Genomic DNA, 17,065 nt, shown 5'->3' on the forward strand with positions numbered 1-17,065 from the left:
AAATCGATGGCGTGCGCATGGGGGTTCCTTTCGCGAACCTTGTCTATATACGCCCGGATATAGCGAGTCGAACGACCGTGAACAGGGGAATGTCTATGCGCCGATACTATCTTGCCGGTTTGCTGGCCTCCGGCATGTTTGCGTCCGCTCTTTCCTGCGCGAGCGCCCAGACGGCGGCGCCCGACGCAGATGCGCCGGATACGCGCTTCTCGCTCGGTCAGATCATCGTCACGGCGCCCAGGACGACGGGCATCGAGATCGACGGCGCTACGCTTTCGTCCGAAGCAATCTACACGTTCGGTCGCAACGCGCTCGACGACGCGGTCAATCTGATGCCCGGCGTGTCGGCCGGCAATAGTGGGGGGACACGCAATGAACGTCTTGTCTTCGTGCGCGGTTTCGACCGGTTCCAGGTGCCGCTGTCGATCGACGGCATCCGCGTCTATCTGCCTGCCGACAACCGGCTCGACTATGGCCGCTTCCTGACGACCGACATTGCCGAGGTTCAGGTCGCCAAGGGCTATGCCTCCGTCCTTGACGGCCCCGGCGCGATGGGCGGCGCGATCAACCTCGTCACCCGCAAGCCGACCAAGGCGCTCGACATCGACGTGCGCGGGTCGGTCAATTTCGACAATGACACCGACTATGCCGGCTACACGACGTCGGCCGTGATCGGCACGAAGCATGACAAATGGTACGCACAGGCCAGCTATGCGCGCAGTTTCACCGATCATTGGGATCTGCCCAATGATTTCACCCCGCGCGTCCCCGCGCTGGAGGATGGCGGCGCCCGCGACTTTTCCCGGACGGAGGATTGGCGCGTCAATGCAAAGGTCGGCTTCACCCCCAATGCGACCGACGAATATGCGCTGAGCTACACCTATCAGGAAGGGTCTAAGGGCGCGCCGCTTCACATCAGCGACACGATAACGACGCCGCGTTTCTGGGACTGGCCGCAATGGAATATCACCAGCGTCTATTTCCTTTCGACCACGGCGCTGGGCGATCGCGCGACGATAAAGACGCGCGGTTATTACAACCAGTTCGATTCGATCCTGCGGTCCTTCGACACGCGCGCCCAATCCAGCCAGACCCGGCCCTTCGCGTTCGACAGCCCCTATGCGGACAAGGCGTGGGGCGGATCGCTGCAACTGGATTTCCGCGCGACCGACGCGGATACGCTGCGGCTGGCCTACCATTATCGCCACGACAAGCATGTGGAGTTCCAGACCAGCTTCTCGACGGCCGGGGTGGGGACGACCGAACCGCGTCAGACCCAGGCCGAAGACACCTATTCGGTCGCGCTGGAAAATGAACTCAAGCTCTCGCCCGCGCTGACCTTCACCCTGGGCGGCAGCTTCGACTGGCGCAATCTGGAACAGGCGCAGGAATATGGCGCGCCGTTGGGCACGTCGGGCGTGCCATCGGTCATCTATCAATATCCCCGCCGCGACAGCGACGCGTGGAACGCGCAGGGTCGAATGGACTGGCGGGCGACCGATGCCATCCAGTTGTACGCCAGCCTGTCCTCGCGCACCCGCTTCCCGACCATCTTCGAACGGTTCAGCCAGCGCTTCAACCAGGCGATCCCCAATCCGGACCTGAAGTCCGAACGGGCCACCAATGCGGAAATCGGCGGTAGCTGGAGCGACGGCACGATCCGGGTCGAAGGTGCCGCCTTCTACAGTTGGGTGCGCAACGCCATTTTCGGCATTCTCACGCCGGCCTATCCCTGCACGGCATCGACCCTGCCGCCTGCCGTTCCCACGGCGGGGTGCGCGTTGCGCAACATGACCCAGAGCCGCAATGTCGGCAAAGGCGAATATTATGGCGTCGAACTGTCCGTATCGGCGACGATCACGTCCGGCCTCGACGCCGGTTTCAACTATACCGGCATCAAGCGCGACCTGACGGACCCCACAAACGCGCTCTTCCGGCCGACCGGCGTGCCGACGCACAAGGGGTTCGCCTATCTCGACTGGTCGCCGGTCGCCGCGCTGCATATTGTGCCCAGCGTCGACCTCGCGTCGAACCGCTGGACGATCTTCACCGCCACGCCAGCGACGCAGCCCGCGCGCTACTACCGTACCGGCGCTTACGTCAATGCAGCTATTCGGGTCGACTACGCCATCCGTCCCGGGATCGAGATCGGCGTCGGGGCACGCAACCTGTTCGACGACTATTATATGCTGACCGACGGTTTCCCCGAACCAGGTCGCAGCCTGTTCGCCAGTATCAGGGCGAAATATTGACGCGGATGTCCGGTGCGCTTGCCTGCAAAGACGCACACGGCAAGTCGAAGGTAAGGCGCGATATGGCGGGGTATCTTCGTACCGGATCGCCGCACCACCCGGTCGCTGGGGGCGGGAGCGATCGACTTGTGCGCTGCCCAGAAAAGGGGTGGATCGGCTTGCCTCCCAAACTGACATGGAAACACGATAATATATATTATGTTAAATTTATCGCACGTCGCGTTCGGCGTACAACTGTCCAGTTCGCCGTCGCAGCGTCCCCCGTCAGGCGATCGCCAGCACGCTGCTCAGGATGATCCGCACCAGCTCGGCCTGGCCGCGCGCACCCATCTTGGCGTAGATTTTCTTGGAATAGTTTCGCGCCGTCTCGACCGTCAGTCCCAGATTGGCGGCGGCCTGCATGATTGGAATGCCCTGGCCCATTTCCCAGGCGAGCCGCGCTTCGCTGGGCAGCAATCCGAACAGATCGACCAACTGCTCGCACCGATCCGCCTGCGACGATCGATCGCCGCTCAGATAGACGATCGCCACCGGAGCGCCGCCCGCCGCCATCGACTGTCCGCGGAACGGCGCGACCAGCATGTCCATCCATGGATCGCGGCTCAGGTTGATTGCGCGCGGACGCGCCTCCGCATCCTGGGCGAAGGTCTTGACCAGCGCGGTCAGTTCGCGGTCCAGCCCCGGCGATGTCGGGGTCAGTCGGTCGTACCGCCCTCGCCGCAGGATGCTGTTGCGCTGGAACAGTTGCTCGACATGGGCGGTCATGTCGAGGATGCGGCACTGGGCGTCCAGCGTCAGCCAGCCGAAATTGAGTCGCCCGAAGGCTTCGGAGGTCAGGGTCGATCGCAATTTCTCGCGCTCAAGCGCCACGAAGCCGCGCAACGCCGCGCGCAGATGTGGTGCGAGCGCGGTCAGCAATGCCGTCGCCGATGACGATATGCGTGGGCCCGCGCAACTCAGCCAGGCATCCACCCCGCTGCTTTCGGTCACCCGAACGGATCTTATATCCTCCACGCCCAGGCCACGTAGAAAATCGTTGCGATAGGATTGCAGCTCGACATTGTCTGGCGGGACCAGTTCGGACAGCGAATAGACCCGTCCTTCCCGCATGTCCCGATAAGGTAAGGGATCGCGCGCGAATTTCTCGGCAAATAGCCGGTCGAGATGCGGTGGAATCGCGGGGCCGGCGTAAAGCTCCACGATGCTCTTCTCATCAATCGGACGGAAAGCGAGGCTGGCGTAACGGACCTGCATCCGGCTGCGCAGCCGTTCGAGAAAATCATGCCAGAGAGGTTGCTGGAACATGCCCTCGTTCAGGCTCACCAGCAGGCCGGAATCATCCAATCGCATGGGTCGATCCTACACCCTCCCATATGGGAGGTCCAATGTTAGTTGCTTGCTGCCAAAGCTGCACGCAAGAAGATTGCGAGGATCTATGATGGACGCGAAGACACTGACCCATCTTGAGCGGCTGGAGGCCGAGAGCATCCACATCCTGCGTGAGGTTGTGGCGGAGGCCGAGAAGCCGGTGATGCTCTATTCCGTCGGCAAGGATAGCGCCGTGATGCTGCATCTGGCGCGCAAGGCGTTCTACCCTTCGCCACCGCCCTTCCCGCTGCTGCACGTCGACACGACGTGGAAATTCCAGGAAATGTACAAGCTGCGCGACCGAATGGCGCAGGAAAGCGGCATGGAGTTGCTGGTCTATCGCAACCAGGAAGCGATGGACCGCGGTATCAACCCGTTCGATCATGGCGCGCTGCACACCGACATGTGGAAGACGGAAGGCTTGAAGCAGGCGCTCAACCTCTACGGTTTCGACGCGGCGTTCGGTGGCGCGCGACGCGATGAGGAAAAGAGCCGGGCCAAGGAGCGCATCTTCTCCTTCCGCACCGCGTCGCACGGCTGGGATCCCAAGAATCAGCGGCCCGAATTGTGGAACCTCTACAACGCGCGCAAGAACAAGGGCGAGAGCATCCGCATCTTCCCGATCAGCAACTGGACCGAGCTGGATATCTGGCAATATATTCATCTCAACGATGTGCCGATCGTGCCGCTCTATTTTGCGGACGAACGCCCGACGGTGGAGCGCGATGGCATGTTGCTGATGGTCGATGACGATCGCTTCCCGTTGCAACCGGGCGAGACGCCGGTGATGCGCTCGATCCGCTTCCGCACGCTGGGTTGCTATCCGCTGACCGGTGCGGTCGAAAGCACGGCCAAGACCTTGCCCGAAGTGATCCAGGAAACGCTGCTCACCACCACTTCGGAACGGCAGGGCCGCGCGATCGACAAGGATGCGGGCGGCGCCGGCATGGAGAAGAAGAAGCAGGAAGGCTACTTCTGAACCTTCACGCTCCCATCATTCGCCCTGAGCCCGTCGAGGGCTCGGCCGACCGACGGGGAGCACTTCGCTTCGCTCAGTGGAGAGCTTCGACAAGCTCAGCCCGAACGGGGAATTTAGATTATGACCGACACCATCGCCGATCCCATCTACAAGACCGACGCCCTCATCGCGCAGGATATCGACCAGTATCTCAAGGTGCATGAGCATAAGACGATGCTGCGCTTCATCACCTGCGGATCGGTGGACGACGGCAAGTCGACACTGATCGGCCGCCTGCTCTACGACAGCAAAATGATCTTCGAGGATCAACTGGCCGCGCTGGAAGCGGACAGCAAGCGTGTGGGTACGCAAGGGCAGGAGATCGACTTCGCCCTCCTCGTAGACGGCCTCGCCGCCGAGCGTGAGCAGGGCATCACCATCGACGTCGCCTATCGCTTCTTCGCGACCGAAAAGCGCAAGTTCATCGTCGCCGACACGCCCGGCCACGAACAATATACCCGCAACATGGTGACGGGCGCATCGACCGCCGACCTTGCCGTCATCCTGATCGACGCGCGTAAGGGCATCCTGACCCAGACCCGCCGTCACAGCTATCTCGCGCACCTCATCGGCATTCGCAACATCGTGCTGGCGGTGAACAAGATGGATCTGGTCGGCTACGATCAGGCGGTATTCGATCGGATCGTGAGCGACTATGCCGAATTCGCCCGCTCGATCGGCATCACTGCGTTCACGCCGATGCCAATCTCCGGGTTCAAGGGCGACAATATCACCGGCCCGTCGGACAATACGCCTTGGTATCAGGGGCCTGCGCTGATCGAGCATCTGGAAACGGTGGAGGTCAACAGCGCGGCCGATGCCGACAAGCCTTTCCGCATGGCCGTGCAGTGGGTCAACCGCCCCAATCTCGACTTCCGCGGCTTTTCCGGCCAGATCGCGACCGGATCGGTCCGGCCCGGCGACGCGGTCCGCGTCCTGCCCTCAGGCAAGACCAGCACGATCACGCGTATCGTGACGCTCGATGGCGACCTTGACGAAGCCGTGGCCGGCCAGTCGGTCACGCTCTGCTTCGCCGATGAAGTCGACTGCTCGCGCGGCGACGTGATCGCGACGTCGGACAACCCGCCCCAGGTCGCCGACCAGTTCGAGGCGACGATCGTGTGGATGGCGGACGAGGAAATGCTGCCGGGCCGTTCCTACTGGCTCAAGATCGGCACCCAGATGGTGACCGCCACGCTGCAGCAGCCCAAATATCAGGTCAACGTCAACACGATGGAGCATCTGGCCGCCAAGACGCTGGAGCTGAACGCCATCGGCGTCGCCAACCTGTCGACCGACAAGCAGATCGTGTTCGAATCCTATGCGGCCAATCGCACGCTGGGCGGCTTCATCCTGATCGACAAGCTTACCAATGCCACCGTGGCGGCGGGTATGCTGCATTTCAGCCTGCGCCGCGCGCAGAATGTCCACTGGCAGGCGACCGATGTCAGCCGCGATTTCCACGCCAATCTGAAGAACCAGAAGCCGGCGGTGCTGTGGTTCACTGGCCTGTCTGGCGCGGGCAAGTCGACCATCGCCAACATTGTCGAAAAGAAGCTGGCGCGGATGAACCGTCACACCTTCCTGCTTGATGGCGACAATGTCCGTCACGGCCTGAACAAGGATCTGGGCTTTACCGATGCCGACCGGGTGGAAAACATCCGCCGCGTGGGCGAAGTGGCGAAGCTGATGACCGACGCCGGCCTGATCGTCATCACCGCCTTCATCTCGCCCTTCCGCGCCGAGCGCGACATGGTGCGCAGCATGATGCAGCCGGGCGAGTTCGTGGAAGTGCATATCGACACGTCACTGGCTGATGCGGAAGCGCGCGACGTCAAGGGACTCTACAAGAAAGCGCGGTCGGGCCAGCTCAAGAATTTCACCGGCATCGACAGCCCCTATGAAGCGCCCGAAGATCCGGAGATCAGGATCGACACGGCGGAGATGACCGCGGAGGAAGCGGCCGAGGCGATCGTCGCGAGGCTGATCCCATGAGCGTCGCTCTATCGGACGCCGCACTCGCCTCCTATCTCGCCGAGATCGCGGGCCGGCTGCTGCTCGACGTGCGCGCGTCGGGCCTGTTCAGCCCGAAGGCGCTGGGCAAGGCGGGGGATCAGACCGCCAACCAGTTTCTCTGCCACGCCCTGCGTGAGCAGAGGCCCGACGACGGGCTGCTGTCCGAAGAGGAAAAGGATAATGACGACCGCCTGGCCAAGAGCCGGGTGTGGATCGTCGATCCGGTCGACGGCACCCGCGAATATGGCGAGGAGCGGGCCGACTGGGCGGTGCATGTGGGCCTGGCGATCGACGGTCAGCCGGTGATCGGTGCGGTCGCACTGCCGGGGCTGGACCCTGAAGGCCGGGGTCGGGGCATGGTGCTGCGCTCCGACGAACCGCTACCGTTGCCACCCGCGCCCGAAAAGCTGCGCATGGTGGTCAGTCGCACCCGCCCCGCCGCCGAAGCGGTCGCGGTCGCGGCGGCGCTGGATGCCGAACTGGTGCCGATGGGATCGGCCGGCGCCAAGGCGATGGCGATCATTCTGGGGCAGGCCGACATCTACCTCCATAGCGGCGGCCAGTTCGAATGGGACAGCATGGCGCCAGTCGCCGTCGCACTCGCCCACGGCCTGCATTGCTCCCGCATCGACGGCTCGCCCCTCGTCTACAACCAGCAGGACGTCTATTTGCCTGACCTGCTGATCTGCCGGACGGAACATGCCGAAGCCGTGCTGGGCCATGTCGCCCGCCTCAAACAGGATGCGATTGACGCCTGACAAGGCAAGGCACAGGATTCTGCGCGGTCAGAACTGATCGCGCAGGGTTCGCATGACCTCGTCCAGGAAATCGACCACCGCCCGGACGCGGGGCAATCCCTCCAGATCGGCGTGCATCACCAGCCAGTAGCTGCGTTGCGCCGCCATGTCTTCCGGCATAATCCGGATCAGCCGCTCGTCCTGTGCGGAAGCGAAGACATGGAGCATCCCCAGTCCCATGCCGGCCGCGACCGCGGCATGTTGCGCTGCGCTCGAACTGGCGCGAAAGCGTATATCTGCGCCTGGCAGCAGTTCATCGAGTGCGATCATTTCGGGAAATCCGGCCAGATCGTCGATATAGGAAACAAAGCCGTGCCGGGCGAGGTCGGCGCGGCTTTCTGGCACCCCTTCCCGCTCCAGATAGTCGCGCGATCCATAAAGGGCGAGACGATAGTCCACCAGCTTGCGTGTCACCAGCCGTCCCCGAGGCGGCGGATTCAGCATCACCGCAATGTCCGCTTCGCGTTTCGAGAGGCTCGCGGCACGGCTTTCCGACGCCAGTTCCAGAGTCAGCCGGGGATGGCGCGCGCGTAACTTCGCGACATGGGGTGCCACCAGATGCGCCGCGCAGGCTTCGGGCGTCGCCAGCCGCACGGTGCCTTCGACATCGCGGTCGCGCCCCTCCACGCTGCTGATCGCCGCCAGCAACTCGCTTTCGATCCGTTCGGCATGACCGACCAGGGCGAAGGCGGCGGGCGTGGGCATCACGCCGCGTGGCGACCTATCGAACAGCCGTGCGCCCAGCGTGCGCTCCATATTGGTCATGCGCCGGGCGACCGTGCTATGATCCACGCCGATACGGCGCGCGGCGGCGAGCATATTGCCTTCGCGCATCACCGCCAGGAAGAGGCGTAGTTCGTCGGAATTCAGCATGGGCAAATCTGCACAATCATTGTGTCATTGCCCCTGTATATCTGCAAAGCCGGCGGGTCTATAGCGCTTGCATTGCATCGTCTGGAGAGGATCAAAAACCATGCGTTCCATCAGCCATTTCATTCACGGGAAAAGCGTGTCCTTCCCCGGCGCGCGCCTGTCGGACGTACTCGACCCGTCGACCGGCGCGGTGCAGGCGCAGGTCGAACTCGCCACCCCGTCGCAATTGCAGAAGGCTATGGATTCGGCCCTGTCGGCGCAGCCGGACTGGGCCGCCACCAACCCGCAGCGCCGCGCCCGCGTGATGTTCCGCTTCAAGGAACTGATCGAGGCCAATCTGGACGAGATGGCGCGGATGCTGTCGTCCGAACATGGCAAGGTGATCGCCGATGCCAAGGGCGACATCCAGCGCGGTCTGGAAGTGGTGGAATTCGCCTGCGGTATCCCGCATCTGCTGAAGGGCGACTATACCGAGGGCGCAGGCCCCGGCATCGACGTCTATTCGGTGCGCCAGCCGCTGGGCATCGTCGCGGGCATCACGCCGTTCAATTTCCCCGCAATGATCCCGCTGTGGATGAGCGCGATGGCGATCGCCTGCGGTAACGCCTTCATTCTCAAGCCGTCCGAGCGCGACCCGTCGGTGCCGGTGCGTCTCGCGGAGTTGGCGCTGGAAGCGGGTCTGCCTGCAGGCATCCTCAACGTCGTCCATGGCGACAAGGAAATCGTCGACGCCATCCTCGACCATCCCGATATCAAGGCGGTCAGCTTCGTCGGATCGTCCGACATCGCCAATTATGTCTATCAGCGCGCCGCGGCGAACGGCAAGCGCGCCCAGTGCATGGGCGGCGCGAAGAATCACGGCATCATCCTGCCCGATGCGGACATGGACCAGGCGGTCGCCGACATCGTCGGCGCGGCCTATGGTTCGGCGGGCGAACGCTGCATGGCGTTGCCGGTCGTGACTCCGGTGGGCGAAGCTACGGCGGAAATCTTCCGCACCAAGCTGATCGCCGCGATCGAGACGCTGCGCCCCGGCATCCCGAGCGATCCGGATGCGCAATATGGCCCGCTCGTCACCGGCCAGCATAAGGCAAGGGTGGAAAGCTATATCCAGATGGCAGCGGATGAAGGCGCGGAAATCGTGGTCGACGGGCGCGGCTTCCAGCTTCAGGGCTATGAGGATGGCTTCTACCTCGCCCCCACGCTGATCGACCGGGTCACGCCGCAGATGAAGAGCTATCAGGACGAGATTTTCGGCCCGGTTCTCCAGATATTGCGCGCCGAGACGTTCGAGGAAGCGCTGAGCTATCCGAGCAAGCATCAATATGGCAATGGCGTCGCCATCTTCACCCGCAATGGCGATTACGCCCGCAAGTTTGCGGCGCAGGTCGAAGTCGGCATGGTCGGCATCAACGTGCCGATCCCGGTGCCGGTCGCCTATCACAGCTTCGGCGGTTGGAAGCGCTCGGGCTTCGGCGATCTCGATCAATATGGCGAGGACGGCGTGCGCTTCTACACCCGCACCAAGAAGATCACGCAGCGCTGGCCGACCGGCGGCGCAGTGGTGGACCAGAGCTTCGTCATTCCGACGATGAAATAAGGTTCGCGCGCACTATCGGGAAAAGGGGCCATGGTTGTTGCAGCAACGATCATGGCCCCTTGTTCATGCGGCCATCCTGGCTATTGCGCTCCAAAGCGGATGCGGCGCAGAAAATCCAGCACGCCGTCGCTGAAGGTGTCATTGCTGTCGCCTGCGACCATATGGCCGGCCTCCGGGACGCAATATATTTCGGTCTGTGGCACCAGCCGGACGAGTTCGGCCACGCCTTCGTCATCGACGATGTCGCTCTTGCCGCCGCGCACCAGCAAGGTCGGGATCGACACCCGCCCGCTCACCGCCAGCAACTCCTCGGTCCAGGTGGGCGGTTCGGCGCTGGGCCGTGCCGCCAGCATCCTTGGATCCCAATGCCAGTAGAGACGCCCGTCGTCGTGCAGGCGCAGATTTTTCATGATGCCGGATGCATCGCGCTGCGCCTTGCGTTGCGGATTATAGGCGATGACAGCCGCAAGGGCATCATCGACGCTGGCGAAGCCGCCCGCATGGGCTTGCATGAATCGCTGGATTTTGTCCACGCCGGCCGGTGCCGGACGCAGCACGATATCGACCAGCACAAGCGCGGTCGCCTGTGGCGCCTGGCCCATACCGACCGCGTAGAAACTGGTCATGCCGCCCATGGATGCGCCGACGAGCGCGACCGGGCGGCGATCGCCGATGGCCGCCTGCAAATCCGCACCGCGCGCCGCGAGCGAATAATCCCCCTCTTCCGACCAACTGCTGTCGCCATGCCCTCGCGCATCGAAATTGATGACATGATAGCCCTCCCCGATCATCCGGCGCATCGCGCCCGACCAGCTATGGCGGGTCTGCCCGCCGCCGTGCAGCAGCATGATCGTGGGAGCGTCGATCGGACCGCCGACATCGCCGACCAGCGTCAGTCCATCGCGGGTCGCAAATTCGCGGCGGGATATATCCATCGTCGAGGCATGTTCCGTCATGCGTCCTGCGCTACAATCTTTCCCGCGGATATGCCAGCACGCCAGGCCGGCGCCCCGGCCTGTTTACAAAGGCCGTCGACATTGGCCGTCCGATCGGCATGATCCGACTCATCGCGCAGCCCTGCGCCAAGGAGTTGATTATGCTGTTCTCTTCATCGTTCGCCCGCCCGTTGATGCTGGCCGGCCTGCTGTCCACATCGGCGATCGCGCTGGCGGCACCGCCCAGCTTCGACGTGGCCCGTGTCAGCGCCGACATCAAGACGCTGGCGAGCGACGCCTTTGAAGGGCGCGGCCCGGCGACCCGCGCCGAGGTGAAGACGATCGACTATATTTCCGCGCAAATGAAGGCGGCGGGGCTGAAGCCGGCCGGGCCCAAGGGCAGCTGGTTCCAGGATGTGCCGCTGCGCATGTCGGACATCACTGGCACGCCGGCCCTGTCGATGAATATCGGCGGCAGCGCTGAGGCGCTGACGCAAGGTAGCGAAATCGCGGTGCGCGCGGCCGAGACTGGCCAGTCATCGGTTCAGTTCGCCGACCTGCCGCTGGTCTTTGTCGGCTATGGCGTGAAGGCGCCGGAACGTGGATGGGACGACTTCAAGGGCGTGGACCTGAAGGGCAAGATCATGGTCGTGCTGGTCAACGACCCGGATTTCGAGGGTGGCGAAGGCGATTTCGGCGGCAAGCTGATGACCTATTATGGCCGCTGGACCTACAAATATGAGGAAGCCGCGCGGCAGGGCGCGGCGGGCGTGCTGGTGGTGCATGAGAGCGAGCCGGCCTCCTATGGCTGGGCCACGGTCAAGAACAGCAACACCAATACCATGTTCGACATCGTCCGCGCCGATCCCAAGGCCGCGCATACGCAGATGGAAGGGTGGATGCAGAAGGATCTGGCGGCGAAGCTGCTGGCGGCATCCGGCGTGGATTTCGAGGCGGCCAAAGCGGCGGCGCGCAAGAAGGATTTCAAGCCCATTCCGCTCAAGGCCACGATGAGCGCCGACTATGCGGTGAAGTCGGAGATCATTACCTCGCATAATGTCGCGGGGCTGGTGCAGGGCGGCACATATCCCGACGAGACGGTGATCTATTCGGCGCATTGGGACCATCTGGGCATCGGCGCGCCCGATGCGAAGGGCGACACCATCTATAATGGCGCGAAGGACAATGCGTCGGGTACCGCCGCGCTGCTGGAGCTGGCCCGCGCCTATGCCAAGGGGCCGAAGCCCGAGCGCACCGTGCTGTTCCTGGCGGTGACGGCCGAGGAAAAGGGGTTGCTGGGGTCCGAATATTATGCCGACAATCCGCTGCGTCCGCTGGCGACCACGGCCGGCATAGTCAATATGGACGGGCCGTTCGGCATGGAGAAGACGAGTAATTTCAGCATTTCGGGCGCGGCCAAGCTGGACCTGCTGACCACGCTGACGCAGGAAGGCGAGAAGCTGGGCCGCCATTACACGCCGGACGCACGGCCGGAAGCGGGCAGCTTCTACCGCTCCGACCATTTCCCGATGGCCAAGCGCGGCGTGCCCGCCATTTCCTTCAATCCGGGGCGCGAACTGGTGAATGGCGGGGCCGAGCGCGGCAAGCTGTTGCAGTACGCCTATACCAAGGATCGCTATCATCAGCCGGCGGACGAATATGATGCCAATTGGGATACGAGCAGCTGGGTCGGCGACCTGACCCTGCTCTATAATGTTGGACGACGCGTGGCGGACAGTCATGACTGGCCCAACTGGTCAGCGGACAGCGAATTCCGTGCGACCCGCGATGCCACGGCAGCGGAGCGCAAATAGGATAGTATAACCATAAGCTATGCCCCGGTCAGTTCGGCCCGATTGCCGATGCTGACCGGGGAGAGGATCATGGCGGCTCTGCCGAGGAGCCGCCATGACCATTGCCCGATCCCTGAACGCCATCGCCACCGTATCGCTGCGCGGGACGCTGGAGGAGAAACTGAAGGCGGCGGCTGCTGCGGGTTTTGCCGGGGTCGAGATTTTCGAAAATGATCTGGTCGGGTCATCCCTGTCGCCGAAAGAGGTGCGGGCGATGCTGGACGACCTCGGCCTCGCCTGCATGCTCTACCAGCCCTTCCGCGATTTCGAAGGGTTGTCAGGCGACCTTCGCCGTCGCGCCTTCGACCGGGTGCGGGCCAAGTTCGACCTGATGGCGGAGCTGGGGACCGACCGCATCCTCTTCTGTTCCAGTTGCCATCCCGCCGCATTGGGCGAACGTGACCGGATCGTCGATGATTTCCGCGAACTGGGCGGGATCGCGCAGAAACGCGGCATCATCGTCGGCTATGAGGCGCTGGCCTGGGGCCGGCATGTCAACGACCATCGCGACGCCTGGGCGATCGTGGAGGCGGTGGACCATCCGAATATCGGTATCATCCTCGACAGCTATCATTCGCTGTCGCGCCAGATTCCGAGCGAGAGCATTCAGGCGATACCGGGTAACAAGATCGCTTTCGTGCAACTGGCCGACGCGCCGCTGCTCGACATGGACCTGCTTTACTGGAGCCGTCATTTCCGCAACTTGCCGGGACAGGGCGGGCTGGATGTCGCGGGCTTCGTGGCGGAGATATTGCGCACCGGTTATGACGGGCCGCTGAGCCTGGAGATCTTCAACGATCGCTTCCGGTCCAACGCCGCGCGACTGGTGGCGGAGGATGGGCATCGCTCGCTCGACTATGTCCGCGATACCGCGCAACGGCTGATCGCCCAGCCGACCGCCATGCCCGCACCGCAGCCGGTGCTGGGCTGCGAGTTCGTGGAGTTCACCGCCGATGGCAGCGATGCCGCGCGGCTGGGCAGCAGCTTCGCGTCGCTGGGCTTCACGCTGGTGGGCGAGCATCGCCACAAGAAGGTGACGCGATGGCGGCAGGGCGGCGTCAACCTGATCGTCAATGCCGAACCGAAGGGCTTTGCCAGCGCCTATCGCGCGACGCAGGGCACGGCGATCTGCGCCATCGGCGTGCGGGTGAAGGACAAGGCGGCCGTGCTGGCCCGCGCCGCCGCGCTGGGGATCAAGGCCTATAGCCCCGAAGGGCGACCGGGCCGGATGGCGATGCCGGCGCTGCGCGGGGTCGGCGGCAGCCTCATCTACCTGATCGACGATCATGAGGTGGAGGGACTGTGGGCACGCGAGTTCGACGCGGTGGAGATGGATGCAGATGCGATCGGTGCGGATGTGCGCGGCATCGACCATCTGGCCGCTGTCGTCCATAATGACGAATTCCTGTCCTGGCAGCTTTACTGGCGTTCGCTGTTCGGACTGGAAGCGCGCGGGCCGCAGGATGTGATCGACCCATCGGGGCTGGTCCATAGTCAGGCCTTGCAGTCGGCGGACGGCGCGTTCCGGGTGACGATCAATGCGTCCGATGCGCGGGAAACCCTGTCCTCCCGCTTCCTCGACCATGGCTTTGGCGGCGGGTATCAGCATGTCGCGCTGACCACAGACGATATTTTCGCGACGGCCAGGGGCTTGCGGGACCATGGCGCGGCGATGCTGGAGATACCGGCCAATTATCATGCCGACCTTGCCGCACGCTTCGACCTCGACGCGGCGATGGCAGCGCGGATGGCGGCGGACGGCGTCCTTTATGACGAGGATGGCGATGGGGCGGGCTTCTGGCAGATGTATAGCCGCGCCTTCGACAAGCTGTTCTTCTTCGAATTCGTCCAGCGGGCGAAGGGCTATGCGGGCTATGGCGCGCCCAATGCCGGGGTACGGCTGGCGGCGCAGAACCGGTTCCGGCCGGACGCGATCCCGGCGGCGACATTGTAGGAATATGGGCGCTTAACTTCGCATATTTCCCGCTGAATGCGACATTTCAGAATACATGTTGGAAATTATCGAACAATGTCCGTTCGTCCTGAGCCTGTCGAAGGACCGTCCTTCGACAGGCTCAGGACGAACGGCAAATAGCATATTACGGGTTACGGGCGCTGTAGGACAGCGCCCTGCCCTTACAGGATGAGCTTAATCGTCGCCCCCGCCACCACGGCATCAGGATAACGATCGGTCGCGCCGACGCGGTGGATATATTGGAGGTTGGGGCGCAGCAGCAACTGGCGGGTCGCCTGCCAGCCATAGAAGATTTCGCCGCTCATTTCATGCGTCTGGACCGCGACATCCTGCCCCAGCGATAGCTGATCGCGCTGGCGATCGGTGATGCGCGGGTTGACGCGGGCATAGACGAGGCCGAGGCCGAAATTATCCTTGGGCCGGCTGTCCCACAGGCCACGTGCGACGAAACCGCCGCTGATGAAGGTCGGCACCCGCGCGGTGTGGCGATCCGACAAAGTGAGCGTGCCGAACAGGCTGAGGCCGCGATCGCCCGGCCCGAAGCGGACGATCATCTGTTCGCCCATGACCCAGGCGCTCCACCGTTCCTGCCGCATCGCGGGCGACAGGCCGGACAGGACATAGGAATCGCCGTTGATATCGTCGCGTACATCGGCGCGGTCGGTGGTGTCGACCAGCCCGCCTACGCGAAACAGGCCCGGCAGGCCGCCCGGCTTCTGCCCTGTCTTCAGCCCCAGCTCGACCGGAAAGACGAAGCTGTCGAAGCGCGGCGCCAGTTTCCACCCTGCCCCGGTCTGGGCGCGGAAAGCGTTGACCTCGAAACCCGCGACAGTGACGCTGAGGTTGGGCGCAATCTCCTGCCGCACGCGCAGACCCCAGCGCGGGATCGGAAAGCCCGAAAAGCCGCTATTATAGAAAAGCGTGGTCGGGCGCGGGCAGAAGGCGAAATTCTGAAACTGGCAACCGCTGGGCAAGGTCGCGAAATCGTCACCCGTATGATAAAGGCCGAATTTCACCGCGGTCTTGCCGCCGTTCAACTTCTGTTCGTAGCTGAGTTCGGCCGGCCGCAGATCCTGGCCGCCGCCGAACAATTCCTGCACTTCGAACAGATTGCCGAGGCGGGTTGCGGTCAGGTCCTCCCCCTTGCGGTGGATGATCGTGGCGATCAGCTTGCCGCCATTGAGGCCGAACGCCTTGCCCGTGTCGATCGAGGCGGAGGCGAGCAATTGCTGCGTGTAAGCCGCGCCGCCGTCCCGCCCGCCGGTGATGCTTGCTGCGCTTTCGGAGACATAGGAGAAGGTGAGATCGACGCCCTTGTCCTTCAGCCGTGAGCGCCAGCCGGGCTTGTCGGCCGGGGCGGCTGGCGGCGGTGTCTGGGGCCCGGCGGATGGTCCCTGCAACTGCGCGGCTTTTGCCAGCACGACCGGCGCAGGCACGACGATGGCAGGGGGCGTGTCGGCGATCATGCGGCGTCTCCTGCGCTGGCGCGGTCGAAATCGCGGAGCATCCGCGCGGCGTCCGGTTCGGTTCCGGTGAACAGGGCGAAGGCGTGGGCCGCCTGCATCACCGCCATGCCGCCGCCGGTCAGCGTCGCGCAGCCCTTCGCCTGCGCGGCGGCGAGCAATGCGGTCTGGAGCGGGAAATAGATGATGTCCGACACCCATTGATCGGCTGTCAGCAGATCGGGATCGAAGGGCAGGCCGGGATGGCTGAGCATGCCGATCGGCGACGTCTGGACCACGCCGTTGGCGCCGCTGATGGTAGCCTGCGCTGTGGGGGCGGCCGTCACCTGCGCAGCGGGGAAGAGCGTGGTCAGGCGATCGGCCAGTAGCTGCGCCCGGTCCTGTGCGGGATCGAACAGGGTGAGGCGCGTGGCGCCGAGGTCGAGATGGGCATAGCCGACCGCCGCTGCGGCCCCGCCTGCGCCGATCATCGCGACATGGGCGCGCTTGTGCTGGCCAAGGCCGGCAAGGAAGTGGGCGCGGTAGCCGGACCAGTCCGTATTGTCGCCATAGGTGCGGCCATCTTCGAACAGGATGGTGTTGACCGCGCCCAGCGCCTTGGCCGCAGGCGACAGGCTGTCGAGCAGCGGCATGACGTCCTGCTTGAAGGGATGGGTGACGTTGATGCCGTCGAAGCCCATGGCCGCCAGCATGGGGATGAGGCGCGGCAGGCCCGCCGCGTCATAGCCCATCACTTCGCCATCGAGGATGCGATAGACCATCGGCAGGCCGAGCGCGCGGGCTTCGCCTTCATGCATTTGCGGGCTGCGCGATCCGGCTATGCCGCTGCCGATCAGGCCGCAGAGGATGGACGCGACCGGTCGGCCCGTATCCGATACGGGGGTCTGGAACATGGGATTTGTCCTTGGTCGAGAG

At 63.8% G+C, this 17,065-nt stretch carries 12 protein-coding genes; 7 read left to right on the plus strand and 5 right to left on the minus strand.

Annotation, left to right across the window (positions count from 1 at the left end; genetic code table 11):
• Positions 1-95 precede the first annotated feature (95 nt).
• A complete protein-coding gene (locus SBA_RS19185) occupies positions 96-2,252 on the plus strand; it encodes a TonB-dependent receptor plug domain-containing protein (protein ID WP_261937253.1) in 2,157 nt (718 codons plus the stop codon).
• A gap of 264 nt (positions 2,253-2,516) precedes the next feature.
• Here the strand turns inward: SBA_RS19185 and SBA_RS19190 are convergent, their stop codons facing one another.
• The gene (locus SBA_RS19190) at positions 2,517-3,602 is read right to left on the minus strand and encodes a helix-turn-helix transcriptional regulator (RefSeq protein WP_261937254.1); all 1,086 of its coding nucleotides are present in this window, start codon (positions 3,600-3,602) and stop codon (positions 2,517-2,519) included.
• Between the two features lie 85 nt (positions 3,603-3,687).
• Here SBA_RS19190 and cysD point away from each other — a divergent pair, with 85 nt between their 5' ends.
• From cysD to SBA_RS19205, 3 genes are all read left to right on the plus strand, one after another.
• Positions 3,688-4,599 carry a sulfate adenylyltransferase subunit CysD gene (cysD, locus tag SBA_RS19195; RefSeq protein WP_224546771.1) on the plus strand — a complete coding sequence of 304 codons (912 nt, stop codon included), beginning with the start codon at positions 3,688-3,690 and terminating at the stop codon, positions 4,597-4,599.
• Positions 4,600-4,719: 120 nt separating this feature from the next.
• Entirely contained in the window at positions 4,720-6,633 is a 1,914-nt protein-coding gene (gene cysN, locus SBA_RS19200) for a sulfate adenylyltransferase subunit CysN (protein ID WP_261937255.1), read from the plus strand.
• Positions 6,630-7,412: a 3'(2'),5'-bisphosphate nucleotidase CysQ gene (locus SBA_RS19205; protein ID WP_261937256.1), complete on the plus strand. Its 783-nt coding sequence runs from the start codon at positions 6,630-6,632 to the stop codon at positions 7,410-7,412. Before cysN ends, SBA_RS19205 begins: the two co-directional genes overlap by 4 nt.
• A 27-nt stretch (positions 7,413-7,439) precedes the next feature.
• Here SBA_RS19205 and SBA_RS19210 read toward each other — a convergent pair whose 3' ends face one another.
• Positions 7,440-8,324 (minus strand): LysR family transcriptional regulator, encoded by an 885-nt coding sequence (locus tag SBA_RS19210; protein WP_224546774.1) that lies wholly within the window; start codon positions 8,322-8,324, stop codon positions 7,440-7,442.
• Between the two features lie 100 nt (positions 8,325-8,424).
• Here SBA_RS19210 and SBA_RS19215 point away from each other — a divergent pair, with 100 nt between their 5' ends.
• Positions 8,425-9,924 (plus strand): CoA-acylating methylmalonate-semialdehyde dehydrogenase, encoded by a 1,500-nt coding sequence (locus SBA_RS19215; RefSeq protein ID WP_224546777.1) that lies wholly within the window; start codon positions 8,425-8,427, stop codon positions 9,922-9,924.
• Positions 9,925-10,004: 80 nt separating this feature from the next.
• Here the strand turns inward: SBA_RS19215 and SBA_RS19220 are convergent, their stop codons facing one another.
• Complete coding sequence (locus SBA_RS19220) at positions 10,005-10,880, minus strand: alpha/beta fold hydrolase (protein WP_261937257.1); 876 nt, start codon at positions 10,878-10,880, stop codon at positions 10,005-10,007.
• 140 nt (positions 10,881-11,020) lie between these two features.
• Between SBA_RS19220 and SBA_RS19225 the strand changes: the two genes are divergently transcribed.
• Together SBA_RS19225 and SBA_RS19230 are read left to right on the plus strand one after the other, a co-directional pair.
• Positions 11,021-12,673: a M28 family metallopeptidase gene (locus SBA_RS19225; RefSeq protein ID WP_261937258.1), complete on the plus strand. Its 1,653-nt coding sequence runs from the start codon at positions 11,021-11,023 to the stop codon at positions 12,671-12,673.
• Positions 12,674-12,767: 94 nt separating this feature from the next.
• Entirely contained in the window at positions 12,768-14,666 is a 1,899-nt protein-coding gene (locus SBA_RS19230) for a bifunctional sugar phosphate isomerase/epimerase/4-hydroxyphenylpyruvate dioxygenase family protein (RefSeq protein WP_261937259.1), read from the plus strand.
• 182 nt (positions 14,667-14,848) lie between these two features.
• On the opposite strand, the gene SBA_RS19235 is transcribed toward SBA_RS19230, so the two are convergent.
• Complete coding sequence (locus tag SBA_RS19235; protein ID WP_261937260.1) at positions 14,849-16,153, minus strand: carbohydrate porin; 1,305 nt, start codon at positions 16,151-16,153, stop codon at positions 14,849-14,851.
• Entirely contained in the window at positions 16,150-17,043 is an 894-nt protein-coding gene (locus SBA_RS19240; protein WP_261937261.1) for a shikimate dehydrogenase, read from the minus strand. The genes SBA_RS19235 and SBA_RS19240 overlap by 4 nt, the downstream gene beginning before the upstream one ends.
• Positions 17,044-17,065 lie beyond the last annotated feature (22 nt).

Origin of the sequence: Sphingomonas bisphenolicum, assembly GCF_024349785.1 — a bacterium.
Taxonomy (GTDB): Bacteria; Pseudomonadota; Alphaproteobacteria; order Sphingomonadales; family Sphingomonadaceae; genus Sphingobium; species Sphingobium bisphenolicum.

Excerpts from the sequence above, each read along its gene's own strand:
- cysN (WP_261937255.1), top strand. The coding sequence starts at position 4,720 with ATGACCGACACCATCGCCGATCCCATCTACAAGACCGACGCCCTCATC.
- SBA_RS19205 (WP_261937256.1), top strand. The coding sequence starts at position 6,630 with ATGAGCGTCGCTCTATCGGACGCCGCACTCGCCTCCTATCTCGCCGAG.
- cysD (WP_224546771.1), top strand. The coding sequence starts at position 3,688 with ATGATGGACGCGAAGACACTGACCCATCTTGAGCGGCTGGAGGCCGAG.
- SBA_RS19210 (WP_224546774.1), bottom strand. The coding sequence starts at position 8,324 with ATGCTGAATTCCGACGAACTACGCCTCTTCCTGGCGGTGATGCGCGAA.
- SBA_RS19240 (WP_261937261.1), bottom strand. The coding sequence starts at position 17,043 with ATGTTCCAGACCCCCGTATCGGATACGGGCCGACCGGTCGCGTCCATC.
- SBA_RS19185 (WP_261937253.1), top strand. The coding sequence starts at position 96 with ATGCGCCGATACTATCTTGCCGGTTTGCTGGCCTCCGGCATGTTTGCG.
- SBA_RS19230 (WP_261937259.1), top strand. The coding sequence starts at position 12,768 with ATGACCATTGCCCGATCCCTGAACGCCATCGCCACCGTATCGCTGCGC.
- SBA_RS19190 (WP_261937254.1), bottom strand. The coding sequence starts at position 3,602 with ATGCGATTGGATGATTCCGGCCTGCTGGTGAGCCTGAACGAGGGCATG.
- SBA_RS19220 (WP_261937257.1), bottom strand. The coding sequence starts at position 10,880 with ATGACGGAACATGCCTCGACGATGGATATATCCCGCCGCGAATTTGCG.
- SBA_RS19235 (WP_261937260.1), bottom strand. The coding sequence starts at position 16,153 with ATGATCGCCGACACGCCCCCTGCCATCGTCGTGCCTGCGCCGGTCGTG.
- SBA_RS19225 (WP_261937258.1), top strand. The coding sequence starts at position 11,021 with ATGCTGTTCTCTTCATCGTTCGCCCGCCCGTTGATGCTGGCCGGCCTG.
- SBA_RS19215 (WP_224546777.1), top strand. The coding sequence starts at position 8,425 with ATGCGTTCCATCAGCCATTTCATTCACGGGAAAAGCGTGTCCTTCCCC.